The sequence below is a fragment of the Microbispora sp. NPDC004025 genome (assembly GCF_053604425.1).
This window is the reverse complement of the sequence record NZ_JBSGHN010000004.1, coordinates 328,840-340,590: the sequence shown is the minus strand read 5'-3', so window position 1 is coordinate 340,590 and position 11,751 is coordinate 328,840. Positions and strand designations below refer to the sequence as shown.

General features: G+C 71.9%; 11 protein-coding genes and 1 pseudogene. 9 read left to right on the top strand and 3 right to left on the bottom strand.

All coding sequences use genetic code 11. From position 1 onward, the window contains the following. The first annotated feature begins 67 nt into the window (after nucleotides 1-67). From hemB to hemL, 3 genes are all read left to right on the top strand, one after another. Nucleotides 68-1,054: a porphobilinogen synthase gene (gene hemB / locus ACWEQG_RS13555; RefSeq protein WP_363469728.1), complete on the top strand. Its 987-nt coding sequence runs from the start codon at nucleotides 68-70 to the stop codon at nucleotides 1,052-1,054. A 119-nt stretch (nucleotides 1,055-1,173) separates the two neighbouring features. Next, a complete protein-coding gene (locus ACWEQG_RS13550) occupies nucleotides 1,174-1,818 on the top strand; it encodes a bifunctional DNA primase/polymerase (protein ID WP_363469706.1) in 645 nt (214 codons plus the stop codon). A 110-nt stretch (nucleotides 1,819-1,928) separates the two neighbouring features. Next, complete coding sequence (gene hemL / locus ACWEQG_RS13545) at nucleotides 1,929-3,224, top strand: glutamate-1-semialdehyde 2,1-aminomutase (protein ID WP_452284496.1); 1,296 nt, start codon at nucleotides 1,929-1,931, stop codon at nucleotides 3,222-3,224. Here hemL and ACWEQG_RS13540 read toward each other — a convergent pair. Next, nucleotides 3,206-4,441, bottom strand: coding sequence for an MFS transporter (locus tag ACWEQG_RS13540; protein ID WP_452284493.1), 1,236 nt, complete (start codon nucleotides 4,439-4,441; stop codon nucleotides 3,206-3,208). The two genes, hemL and ACWEQG_RS13540, sit on opposite strands and share 19 nt — an antisense overlap. Before the next feature lie 81 nt (nucleotides 4,442-4,522). Between ACWEQG_RS13540 and ACWEQG_RS13535 the strand changes: the two genes are divergently transcribed. Then, complete coding sequence (locus ACWEQG_RS13535; RefSeq protein WP_452284491.1) at nucleotides 4,523-5,401, top strand: LysR family transcriptional regulator; 879 nt, start codon at nucleotides 4,523-4,525, stop codon at nucleotides 5,399-5,401. Nucleotides 5,402-5,430: 29 nt separating this feature from the next. Here the strand turns inward: ACWEQG_RS13535 and ACWEQG_RS13530 are convergent, their stop codons facing one another. Both ACWEQG_RS13530 and ACWEQG_RS13525 read right to left on the bottom strand, forming a co-directional pair. After that, nucleotides 5,431-5,829 carry a Uma2 family endonuclease gene (locus tag ACWEQG_RS13530; protein WP_452285092.1) on the bottom strand — a complete coding sequence of 133 codons (399 nt, stop codon included), beginning with the start codon at nucleotides 5,827-5,829 and terminating at the stop codon, nucleotides 5,431-5,433. Between the two features lie 35 nt (nucleotides 5,830-5,864). Continuing rightward, entirely contained in the window at nucleotides 5,865-6,752 is an 888-nt protein-coding gene (locus ACWEQG_RS13525; protein WP_452284489.1) for an EamA family transporter, read from the bottom strand. A gap of 201 nt (nucleotides 6,753-6,953) precedes the next feature. Between ACWEQG_RS13525 and ACWEQG_RS13520 the strand changes: the two genes are divergently transcribed. From ACWEQG_RS13520 to resB, 5 genes and pseudogenes are all read left to right on the top strand, one after another. Beyond that, nucleotides 6,954-7,862 carry a LysR family transcriptional regulator gene (locus ACWEQG_RS13520; protein ID WP_452284487.1) on the top strand — a complete coding sequence of 303 codons (909 nt, stop codon included), beginning with the start codon at nucleotides 6,954-6,956 and terminating at the stop codon, nucleotides 7,860-7,862. A 12-nt stretch (nucleotides 7,863-7,874) separates the two neighbouring features. Beyond that, nucleotides 7,875-8,489 (top strand): annotated as a pseudogene (locus ACWEQG_RS13515) (histidine phosphatase family protein); the annotation flags it as partial. Between the two features lie 205 nt (nucleotides 8,490-8,694). Further along, nucleotides 8,695-9,297, top strand: a complete 603-nt coding sequence (locus tag ACWEQG_RS13510; protein WP_452284485.1) for a TlpA family protein disulfide reductase — start codon at nucleotides 8,695-8,697, stop codon at nucleotides 9,295-9,297. After that, complete coding sequence (locus ACWEQG_RS13505; protein WP_452284483.1) at nucleotides 9,290-10,021, top strand: cytochrome c biogenesis CcdA family protein; 732 nt, start codon at nucleotides 9,290-9,292, stop codon at nucleotides 10,019-10,021. Before ACWEQG_RS13510 ends, ACWEQG_RS13505 begins: the two co-directional genes overlap by 8 nt. Then, on the top strand, nucleotides 10,021-11,748 hold the full coding sequence (gene resB, locus ACWEQG_RS13500) for a cytochrome c biogenesis protein ResB (protein WP_452284482.1): 1,728 nt from the start codon (nucleotides 10,021-10,023) through the stop codon (nucleotides 11,746-11,748). The genes ACWEQG_RS13505 and resB overlap by 1 nt, the downstream gene beginning before the upstream one ends. Nucleotides 11,749-11,751 lie beyond the last annotated feature (3 nt).

Sequence of the window (11,751 nt, the reverse complement as noted above, 5' to 3'; positions counted from 1 at the left end):
ACTCGCGTACGGCCCGCCGGGAACGCACACCCGGCGGGCCTGCGCGATCCAGAGCGGAGAGATCACTGTGAACGCCCAATACCCGGTGGCGCGGCCCCGGCGGCTGCGTCGTACCGCCGCGATGCGCCGGATGGTCGCGGGGACGCGGCTGCACCCGGCCGAGCTCATCCTGCCGATGTTCGTCAAGGAGGGCATCGCCGAGCCGCAGCCGGTGGGCTCCATGCCCGGGGTCGTCCAGCACACCCGCGAGTCGCTGCGCAAGGCGGCCCACGAGGCGGCCGAGGCCGGCGTGGGCGGGATCATGCTGTTCGGGATCCCCGCGCACAAGGACGCCCGGGGCTCCGGCGCCGACGACCCCGGCGGCATCGTCCAGGTGGCGCTGCGCGACCTCGCCTCCGACCTGGGCGACGCGCTCGTGCTGATGACCGACACCTGCCTGGACGAGTACACCGACCACGGCCACTGCGGCCTGCTGACGGCCGACGGCGAGGTGGACAACGACGCGACGCTGGAGCGGTACGCGTCGGCCGCGGTCGCGCAGGCGGCCGCCGGCAGCAGGATGATCGCGCCGAGCGGCATGATGGACGGCCAGGTCGGCGCCATCCGCGCGGCCCTCGACGCCGAGGGCTTCGCCGAGGTCCCGATCCTGGCGTACGCCGCAAAGTACGCCTCCGGGTTCTACGGGCCGTTCCGCGACGCCGCGGAGTGCGCGCCGCAGTTCGGCGACCGCAGCGCCTACCAGCAGGACCCGGCCGGCCCGATCGGCGAGGCGCTGCGCGAGGTGCGCCTCGACCTGGCCGAGGGCGCGGACGCCGTCATGGTCAAGCCGGCCCTGGCGTATCTGGACATCCTGCGGCAGGTGCGCGACACCGTGGAGGTGCCGGTCGCGGCCTACCAGGTCAGCGGCGAGTACGCGATGGTCGAGGCGGCCGCGGCCAACGGCTGGATCGACCGGGAGCGGGTGATCATGGAATCACTGATCGCGATCCGCCGCGCCGGAGCCGACATGATCCTCACCTACTGGGCCACCGAGGTCGCCCGCGGACTATCCTGACACCTCATCAGGGGGGTCCTGCCGCGCCGCGACCGGCCAGAAGGCATTATCAGGTACGTACCGCGTGCATCTTGCGTATCCGCAGGAGGGCGGCGGGGACGCTTGTGGGGAGGAGCGCCATGGTGGGGGTACCGCTGGCCCGACGTGCGAAACGACGTGCGCATCACGCGCCGCGGAAGCTGACGTCGGTGCTCGAATACGCGCAACTGGGCTGGGCGAGCTGTATGGGCGCGCATCCGCTGAGCGAGGGGGGCAGGGCGTGCTCCTGTGACCGGGTCGGCTGTCCCGACCCCGGGATGCACCCGCTGTCGCCCGCGTGGCAGATGCAGGCCACGACGGACACCGCGCTGCTCACGCGGTGGTGGAAGCAGGATCCGGACGCGAACGTGATCCTGCCCACCGGCAGGGTGTTCGACGTGTTCGACGTACCGGCCTCGGCGGGCCGTCCCGCCCTGGCCGCGATGGACGCCGCAGGCTTCGACACGGGCCCGGTCGCCGAGAACGGCGACCGGGTGCTTTTTTTCGTGGCCACGCGTGGGGCGCCCGAGGACGAGGACGAGTGGTGGTCCTGCAGCCTGGACGCGGGACCCGAGACGATCGACAGCACGCCGGGGCTGCGCTGGCACTGCCGGGACAGCTACGTGCTCGCGCCGCCGTCCACCACGCCCTTGGGCGGCGTCGTGAGCTGGATCAGGCCTCCCGACGGCCGTCCCCTGCCCGATCCGCTGCGCGTGCTCGACCTGCTCGCCGACTTCTGCGAATAGGTCGCGTCTCGTAATCCTTCTCGCCTACTGCGGTCGCTACGGCGAAAGATCACGTGCCACTCCCCGTTCCGGTACGGGAGCCGCGTGGGTGGGCCCGTAATCTGGAGGGCGTGACTCGCACGCAGACCTCCGAGGACCTGTTCGACCGCGCCCGCCGGATCGTTCCCGGCGGCGTCAACTCGCCGGTGCGCGCCTTCGGCGCCGTGGGCGGCACGCCCCGCTTCATGGCCTCCGGCGAGGGCCCGTACATCACCGACGTGGACGGCAACCGCTACGTCGACCTGGTGTGCTCGTGGGGCCCGATGATCCTCGGCCACCGCCACCCCGCCGTCGTGGAGGCGCTGGAGGAGGCCGTCGCGCACGGCTTCTCGTTCGGCACCGCGACCGAGGGGGAGGTCCTGCTCGCCGAGGAGATCGTCTCCCGGGTGGCCCCCGTCGAGAAGGTCCGCCTGGTCAGCTCCGGCACCGAGGCCACCATGTCCGCCGTACGGCTGGCCCGCGGGTTCACCGGGCGGGCGAAGGTCGTGAAGTTCGCCGGCTGCTACCACGGGCACGTGGACGCGCTGCTGGCCTCGGCCGGGTCCGGGGTGGTCACCTTCGGCCTGCCCGACACCCCCGGCGTCACCGGCGCCTCGGCCGCCGACACGATCGTCCTGCCGTACAACTCGGTGGAGGCGGTCGAGGAGGCGTTCCGCAGCTTCGAGATCGCCTGCGTGATCACCGAGGCGTGCCCGGCCAACATGGGCGTGGTGCCGCCCGCCGACGGTTTCAACCGGCGCCTGCGCGAGCTGTGCACCGAGCACGGCGCGCTGCTGATCATCGACGAGGTGCTGACCGGGTTCCGCGTGTCCGCCTCCGGCTGGTACGGCATCGATCCCGTCGAGGCCGACCTCATGACGTTCGGCAAGGTCATGGGCGGCGGGCTGCCCGCCGCCGCGTTCGGCGGCCGGGCGGAGGTCATGGCCGCGCTCGCCCCCGAGGGGCCCGTCTACCAGGCCGGAACGCTGTCGGGCAACCCGCTCGCCTGCGCGGCCGGGCTGGCCACGCTGCGCGCCTGCGACGACGACGCCTACGACCGCATCGACGCGTCCGCCCTGGTCATCGGCCGGGCCGCCTCCGACGCGCTGGCCGCCGCCGGGGTCCCGCACCGCCTCCAGCGGGCCGGGAACCTCTTCTCGATCTTCTTCACCGAGACCCCGGTCACCGACTTCGACTCCGCGCGCACCCAGAACGCCGACGCGTACCGCGCGTTCTTCCACAGCATGCTCGACCAGGGCGTCTATCTGCCGCCGTCGGCGTACGAGGCGTGGTTCCTGTCGGCCGCCCACGACGACGCGGCGCTCACGCAGGTGGCCGAGGCCCTGCCCCTGGCCGCCAAGGCCGCCGCTCAGGCCGCCGGCGTCTGAGCCACCTCACCCTCGTGCTCGGCACGCGCCGGCTTCGGGCGGGTGCCGAGCACGAGGAGCAGCGAAGCCGCCGTCAGCGCCAGGCCGTACCAGACGACGCTCGTGACGCCCAAATGGTCGGCGAACAGCCCGCCGAAGAGCGCCCCGAGCGCGATGGACGTGTTGTAGGCCATGGTGTTGAGCGACATCGCGGCCTCGAAGGTGCCGGGCGCGGCGGCCTGGGTCATGGTGATCTGGGATAGCTGGACGACGCCGAAGGAGACTCCCCAGACGATCAGCGTGACGATCGAGCCGCCCGGCCCGTGACCGATCGTGAGCAGCAGCAGCAAGGACGCCACGAGCCCGGCGCAGCCGGCGATGAAGCCGGCCCGCGGATTCCTGGTCACCGTGAATCCGGCGGCGAAGTTCCCGGCCGCGCCTCCGGCGCCGTAGAGCATCAGCACCAGCGTGACGAACAAGGTCGTGGCAGCCGCGCTCTGCTCCAGGTATGGGCGCACGTACGTGTACGCGCCGAAATGGCCGAGCACGAAGAGCACGACGGCGATCAGCACCAGGCGCAGCCGCGCGTTCCGCAGCGGGAGCCCGAAGACCTCCCGCACCGAGACGGCGTTCGTCGACGGCAGCGACGGGATGACGGCGACGACCGCGACGAACACCAGCGCGCTGAGGCCGGCCCAGATGAGGAACGTGGTCCGCCAGCCGTCGAGGCTTTCCAGGACCGTTCCCAGCGGTATGCCCACGACCGCGGCGACCGAGATGCCGGACATCACGATGGCGGCCGCCCTGCTCGCATGGCGTTCCGCCACAAGGCGCATCGCCATGCTCACGCCTATGGCCCAGAACACCCCGCTCGCGAATCCCATGACGAGCCGCGTCGTCAGGATCAGCGGATAGTCCGGCGAGACGGAGGTGATCACGTTGCCCAGGGTCAACGTCGCCAGGAGCGTGGACAGCAGGACGCGCCGGTCGACCCGCCTGGTCCACGCCACGATGAAGGGCACGCCGAGCCCGGCCGAGACGCCGTACAGGGTGACCATCAGCCCGGCGGCGCCCACGGAGATGCCGAGGCTCGTGCTCATCGGGGTCAGCAGGCCCACGGGCATCAGTTCGGTCGTGAGGAAGACGAACAGGCTGGCGGTGATCGCCGAGACGCCGAGCCATGACCTCAAGGCCGTGGGCGTACGTCCACCAGGGGCGGCGATTGTCGTTTCGGTCATGGGCTCAAGGGTGCGCGAGCAACCATCTATGAGTCCAACACATGATTTTCATCGTTATCCATCGACGAATACGATGAATAGGTGGAGCTGCAGCAGCTGAGGTATGTCGTCGCGGTCGCGGAGACCAGCAACTTCACCCGGGCGGCCGAGCGTTGCCGGGTGGTGCAGTCGGCGCTCAGCCACCAGATCGCCGCTCTGGAGCGGGAACTGGGAGCGCGGTTGTTCGAGCGCACCAGCCGCCGCGTACGCCTGACACCGGCCGGAGAGGCCTTCCTGCCCGCGGCCCGGGAGTGCCTGGAGGCCGCGGACCGCGCCCGGGCCGAGGTGGCGGTCGCCGGCGGGGAGATCCGCGGGCGGCTCGCCGTCGGCGCCGTTCCCACCGTGACGGCCGTCAACCTGCCGGTCGCCCTGCGGGGCTACTGCCGGCGTCATCCACGCGTGCGGATCACGCTCACCTCGGCGGGCAGCGGAGAATTGGTCGACCGGGTCCGGCAGGGCGGCGTCGACGTCGCGTTCCTCGGCCTGCCGCCCCGTGCGGAGCCCAAGGGCGTTCGCAGCCGCCGCCTCGGCGGCGGCGAGCTGGTCGCCGTGGTCGCGCCCGATCACCACCTGATGGAGAGCGAGGCCGACCTGCGGAGCCTGGCGGACGTGCCGTTCGTCGACTTCCGCGCCGGCCATGCGGGGCGAGCGCAGTCGGACGAGGCTTTCGCCGCCGCCGGGGTGCGGCGTGAGGTGCCCTTCGAGGTGTCGTCCGCCGAGTTCATGGTCGATCTGGTGCGTCAGGGCCTCGGCGTGGGCATGCTGCCGGCCGCGTACGTGTCGCGCTATCCCGACCTGCGCGTGATCCGTCTTCGCGACGCTCCGACACGGGTGGAGCACCTGATCTGGGGCAACCGGCCGTCCCCGGCGGCCACGGCCTTCCTCGAGCTGCTACGCGCCGATCACACGGAAAGCGGTTGAGCCTCCCGAGGGCCGCCGCCTTCCGGGCCTCACTTCACCAGTTGGTCGAGATCCACCTCGACGGGGAAGGGCACCTGCACCGCGAGGTGCCCGTGGTGGATCCCCGTCAGTGCGTACGCGCCCGTGGCGGGATCCCGTTCGTGCACGTAGGCGACGGGACGCCCGTCGCTCTCCTCCACCCGCCAGAAGTGCGGGATGCCCGCCTCGGCGTACCGCAGCGGCTTGAGCTTGCGATCACGCTCCATGGACTCGGGGGAGACGATCTCGATCACGAGATGAACCTCTCGCGCCTCGTAGTAGGTGCGGTTCATGTCCGCCGCCGCCTCGGCGTCGATGACCATCACATCCGGGCACGGCCGCGTCCGAGGCCCCAGCTTGACGTCCATGCGATGGACCGCCGACAGATGACCGGGAGCCCGGCCTGCCAGTGCTCGAAAGCGTTGCTCACGCTCCGCACTGTAGGTCAGCGGGAGGCGGGGGCGAGGGGTCTTGTGAGGGCCGTACGGGGGCGGGAGTTGGCGTAGAGGAGACCGGCGAGGATGAGGGCGCCCGCGGCCATCGTGAAGAGGGAGATCGGCTCGCCGGTGAACAGCGCGGCGGCGGCGATGCCGAAGACCGGCACGAGCAGGCTGTACGGCGCGACGACCGAGGCGTCGTAGCGGGCCAGCAGCCACCCCCAGACGGCGAAGCCGCCCAGGGTGGACAGGAACGCGGTGTAGAGCACGGCGCCCACGCCCTCGACCGTGAACGACCCCAGTGAGGACGCCCCCTCGGTCGCCAGGGCCAGCGCCAGGAGGGGCGGCGCCGATACCGCGCTGACCCAGACCATGAAGCGCAGGGAGTCGGGCGGTGCTGCCCTGCGGGTGGCGACGTTGCCGAGCCCCCACCCGGCCGCCGCGCCGACGCACAGCAGGAACGCGCCGAAGGGGATCGCCCCCGACCTCGCGACCACGCCGGCCGCGATCAGGCCCAGGCCGCCGAAGGCCACCGCCGTCCCGGCGATCCGGCGCCGCCCGAGCCGTTCGCCCAGCAGCGCGGTCGCGAACAGCGCGGTGAAGACCGCCTGCACCTGGAGGACCAGAGAGGTCAGCCCGGCGGGCATGCCGGCGCGCATGCCGAGCAGCAGCAGGCCGTACTGGGCGACGCCGAGCGACGCGCCGGTGGCCAGCACCCACCGCCAGGGCACGCGTGGCCCTCCGGCGACCAGCACGGCGGGGAAGGCGGCCAGCAGAAACCGGAGGGCGGCGTACGTCAGCGGCGGATAGTGCTTCAGGCCCGTCTGCATGACGACGAAGTTGAAGCCCCAGACGGCGGCGAGCGCGACGGCGAGAGCCAGGTGACGGGGGCGCATGGACCAGGGGATCAGCGCGAGGAGGGGCGGCGGTCGCGGGTCTGCCGCGCCTGCCGCGCCAGGGTCTCCAGATAGGAGGTCTGCTCGGAACGGGAGGGCTTCGTGAAGAGGCGGTTGAAGATTCGCATGGCTATATCGTCGCATCGCTAAACAGTTGAGCGCAAACAAGTTTTTCTAAGCAGAACGGTTTAGACTGGCTACATGTTGGACCTCAACCGGTTGAAGGCCCTGCACGCCGTCGCGGTCTACGGTTCCGTGGGCGCCGCGGCCGAGGCGCTGATGGTCACCCCCTCGGCGATCTCGCAGCAGCTCGCCAAGCTCGAACGGGAGACCGGCGCCGTGCTGATCGAGCGCAACGGGCGCGGGGTGAAGCTGACCGACGCCGCCGGGCTGCTCGCCGAGCACGCCGAGCGCATCCTCGCGCTCGTCGAGACGGCGGAGGCCGACTTCGAGGCGCTGCGCGGGGAGGTGGTCGGCAAGCTGAACATGGCCGCCTTCCCCACCGCGGCCCGGGGCATCGTGCCGCGCGCCCTGACCGCGCTCAAGAGGCAGCACCCCGATCTCGACCTGCTCGTCTACGAGAGGGAGCCGGAGCGACAGACCCGCGAGCTGGTGCGCGGAGACCTCGACCTCGCGGTCCTGCAGGACTGGCTCAACCGGCCCATGGCGCTGCCCGAGGGGCTGTCGCGTACGACGCTGCTCGACGACGTGGCCGACGTCGTCGTGCCGGCCGACCACCCCCTGGTGAGCGCCGACCGGGTGCGGCTGAGCGACCTCGCGGGCGACAACTGGATCAGCTCGACCCCCGGCACGGTGTGTCACGACTTCCTGGTGTTCCTGCTGCGCTCCGAGGAGCGGGAGCCGCGGATCGTCTGCATGGCCGACGAGTACCCCACCCAGCTCGCGCTGGTCGCAGAGGGCCACGGGTGCGCGCTGATCCCCCGGCTGGGCCGGGGACCGCTGCCCGAGGGCGTCGCCGTCCTGGCCGTCCAGCCGCCGCCGATGCGGCGGATCTACGCGGTCTGGCGGACCGACGCCGCCCGCCGTCCCGCGATCCGCGCCGCCGTCGACGCGCTGCGCTCCGCGTGCGCCGAGCTGCCCGGCGGGTAGGCTGTCCAGGTCATGACAGAGATGACCATCGTTCACCTGCTCCGGCACGGTGAGGTTCACAATCCCCGTGGGGTCCTGTACGGCAGGCTGCCGGGCTACCACCTGTCCGAGACCGGCCTGCGGATGGCCGAGGTGGTCGCCAAGGCCGTCGAGGGCAGAGACATCGTCACGGTGTGGAGCTCGCCCATGGAGCGCGCCCAGGAGACCGCGGCGCCGTCCGCCAAGGCGCTCGGCCTGGAGGTGGCCACCGACGAGCGGCTGATCGAGGCGGGCAACGTCTTCGAGGGCCTGCGGATGGCCGGCAGCGACAACGTCTTCCGCGATCCGCGGTCCTACCGCCACTTCAGGAACCCGTTCCGCCCGTCCTGGGGCGAGCCGTACCGGGACGTCGTGGCACGGATGAAGGCCGTCGTGGACGACGCCCGGGCCGCGGCGCGCGGCCACGAGGCCCTGCTGGTCAGCCACCAGCTGCCCATCTGGATCATCCGGTTGGCGGCCGAGGGCAGGCGGCTGTGGCACGACCCGCGCCGCCGTCAGTGCGCGCTCGCCAGCCTCACCAGCCTGACCTTCGAGGGCGACCGGCTCATCAGCGTCGGCTACAGCGAACCCGCCGGGTCGCTGCTCCGGGCGTCCGGCACGCAGCCACAGGGCGAGGCCGCGCTGTTCGACAAGGCCGGCGAAGTGCTCCCGGACGCTCTGCGTGCGGGTCCGGAGGACGAGGAGACGTCCGGCCCGCGATCCGTTCCCGGCGCGTGACCCGGCGAACGGGGCACCCACATCGGTCGGTAGGCTTACAGCTCTACCGGTTGTAGTACAAGGAGAATCTCCTCCCGTGTCCGCCAAGCGCCCGTCCGCCACACGCGTGACCGTCAAGCGTCTGACCGCGCTCGCCGCAGCGGCCGCGGCCGCGACGGCCCTCGCCGGCTGCGCGGGCGGCCAGGCGGCCCAGCCCCGCTCTGGTGACACGCGCTTCATCGCGGGGGACGGCCGCGTCGAGTTCTTCGCCGCCGCCCAGCGCCACAAGGCTCCCGTGGTCGAGGGGCAGACCCTCGACGGCGGCCCGGCCACGCTGACGGCGGGCAAGGTCCACGTGCTGAACTTCTGGGCCTCCTGGTGCGCGCCCTGCCGCGCCGAGGCGCCCGTGCTCAAGGACATCGCGGCGACCACGAAGTCCAAGGGCGTGGAGTTCCTCGGGGTCAACTTCAAGGACCTCAAGGCCTCCGCCCAGGCGTACGACCGCTCGGTCGAGCCCGGATACCCGAGCATCTACGACCAGAGCGGCAAGGTGCTGCTGCAGTTCCAGGGCACGGTGCCGCCCGCCGCAATCCCCTCCACGCTGATCATCGACGCCCAGGGCCGCATCGCCGCCCGCGCGCTCGGCGCGGTCAAGTACGACGACCTGCTCTCGGCCGTCACCAAGGTGACCGATGAGTGACATCGGCAGCACCGTCGCGACCGGATCGCTGCTGCTGGCCGCGCCGATCGCCGCGGTCGCCGGGCTCGTGTCGTTCGTCTCGCCCTGCGTGCTGCCGCTGGTGCCCGGCTACCTGTCGTACGTGACGGGCATGAGCGGCGACCCGAAACGCGGCCGGATGGTGCTCGGCAGCGCGCTCTTCGTGCTCGGGTTCGCGGTCGTGTTCGTGCTGGGAGGCGCGCTGTTCGGCGGCCTCGGCGCGGCGCTGCACGGCAACGCCGAGGTGATCACCAGGATCCTCGGGGTGGTGACGATCGTCCTCGGGCTGGCCTTCGTGGGCGTGATCCCCGGTCTCCAGCGTGACGTTCGCATCCACCGGCTCCCGGCGGCCGGGATCGCGACGGCGCCACTGCTCGGGGTCGTCTTCGGCCTGGGCTGGACGCCGTGCATCGGCCCGACACTGGCGGTGGTGATGACGCTCTCGGTGGACCAGGGCAGTGCGCTGCGCGGCGCCGCTCTCGCCTTCGCGTACGCGCTGGGCCTCGGGCTGCCGTTCGTGGTGGCGGGGCTGGCCTACCGCAAGGCGCTGCACACGTTCAAGGCGGTGCGCCGCCACACCCCGCTGATCACCAAGGTCGGCGGCGGCATGCTCGTGGCCGTCGGCCTGCTGCTCGTGACCGGGCAGTGGTCGGAGATCATCGTCCACCTGCAGGTGTGGGTCGGCGGCTTCAGGCCGGTGATCTGATGAGCGCCCCCGACGACCTCGCGTCCGCCGTACGGGACGAGCCCCCGGTGCAGGAGCAGGCCCAGCAGGAGACGCAGGAACAGGAGCGGGCGAAGCCGGTCGGCCTGGGACCCGTCGGCTGGCTGCGCTGGGCCTGGCGCACGCTTACCTCGATGCGCACGGCGCTGATCCTGCTGTTCCTGTTCGCGCTCGGCTCGGTCCCGGGCTCCATCTACCCGCAGCGGGGAGTCGACCCGGCCAGGGTCGCGCAGTACTTCAAGGACAACCCCACCCAGGCGAAGTGGCTCGACCGGTTCTGGCTGTTCGACGTCTTCGGCTCGCCCTGGTTCGCGGCGATCTACCTGCTGCTGTTCGTCTCGCTGGCCGGATGCGTGTTCCCGCGCGCGCTGGCGCACGTGAAGGAGATCCGGCGCCGCCCGCCCGCCGCGCCGCGCAACCTGCTGCGCCTGCCGCACAGCGCGGCGCTCGACGGCGGCCTCACCCTGGAGCAGGCCGCCGCCACGCTCAGACGCAGGCGGTTCCGGGTGGTCACCGGCGACGGCTGGGTGGCGGCCGAGAAGGGCTACCTCCGCGAGACCGGCAACCTCCTGTTCCACGTCGCGCTGCTCGCGCTGCTGTTCGCCGTCGGCGCCGGCGGCCTGTACGGCTACCGCGGCAACGTGCTGGTCGTGGAGGGCGACGGCTTCTCCAACGCGGTGGCGGCATACGACCGCTTCATGCCCGGCAGCCGGGTCAGCGCCGAGTCGCTGGAGCCGTTCTCCTTCACGCTGAAGGACTTCCAGGCTAGCTATGTGGCCACGGGTGAGAAGCAGGGCCAGCCGCTCGACTACCTCGCCGAGCTGACCGTCCAGGACTCGCCGACGTCCGCGCCGCGCGAGGCGGAGCTCAAGGTCAACGACCCGCTGGACGTGGACGGCACGCTGACCTACCTGATCGGGCACGGCTACGCGCCCACGTTCCGGGTGACCGACGGCAAGGGCCAGGTGGCCTACGACGGCCCGGTGCCGTGCCTGGCCGACGACCAGGCCACGTACACGTCCGAGTGCGTGATCAAGGTGCCGGACGCGCAGCCGACCCAGCTCGGGTTCCTGGCGCGCTTCCTGCCCACGACCGTGCCGAGCGGCGACGCCTGGGTGTCGGTCTTCCCCGGCGCCGCGAACCCGACCGTGCAGATCTTCCCGTTCGCCGGAGACCTCGGCCTGAAGTCGGGGCAGCCACAGTCGGTCTACCAGCTCGACACCACGAGTCTGAAGCCGCTCGGCAAGATGTCGGCCCAGCCGGCCCCGCTCAACGTGGGCGAGACCAAGGAGCTCGCCGACGGCGCCGGGAAGATCCAGTTCACCGGCGTGAAGGAGTGGATCAGCCTCCAGGTCACCTACGACCCCGGCCGGGAGCCCGCCCTGCTGGCCGCGGCCGCCGCGGTGATCGGGCTCGTGCTGTCCCTCACGGTCCGCCGTCGCCGCGTCTGGGTGCGGGTGAAGGACGGAACGGTCACGGTGGGAGGATTGACCCGCACCGAAGGCGGCGGCGCGGCCTTCGCCGAGGAGTTCGCCCAGATCGTCACCGCCCTGCGTGGCGGCACCGACGGGTCCCCGGCCGAGCGGCCGGAGGCGACCGGGCCGGACAAGCCCGGAACGACCGAGCCCGCCATGAGGGAGCCCGGGACGTCCGCGCCGGACGCGCCCACCGGAAACGCTGCGCCGGGCGGCCGCCCGGACGAGGAGTGAGTG

Coding starts and splice junctions, on each gene's coding strand:
- ACWEQG_RS13550 (WP_363469706.1), top strand. CDS start 1,174: ATGGTGGGGGTACCGCTGGCCCGACGTGCGAAACGACGTGCGCATCAC.
- ACWEQG_RS13540 (WP_452284493.1), bottom strand. CDS start 4,441: ATGACCGAAACGACAATCGCCGCCCCTGGTGGACGTACGCCCACGGCC.
- ACWEQG_RS13525 (WP_452284489.1), bottom strand. CDS start 6,752: ATGCGCCCCCGTCACCTGGCTCTCGCCGTCGCGCTCGCCGCCGTCTGG.
- ACWEQG_RS13520 (WP_452284487.1), top strand. CDS start 6,954: ATGTTGGACCTCAACCGGTTGAAGGCCCTGCACGCCGTCGCGGTCTAC.
- ACWEQG_RS13505 (WP_452284483.1), top strand. CDS start 9,290: ATGAGTGACATCGGCAGCACCGTCGCGACCGGATCGCTGCTGCTGGCC.
- resB (WP_452284482.1), top strand. CDS start 10,021: ATGAGCGCCCCCGACGACCTCGCGTCCGCCGTACGGGACGAGCCCCCG.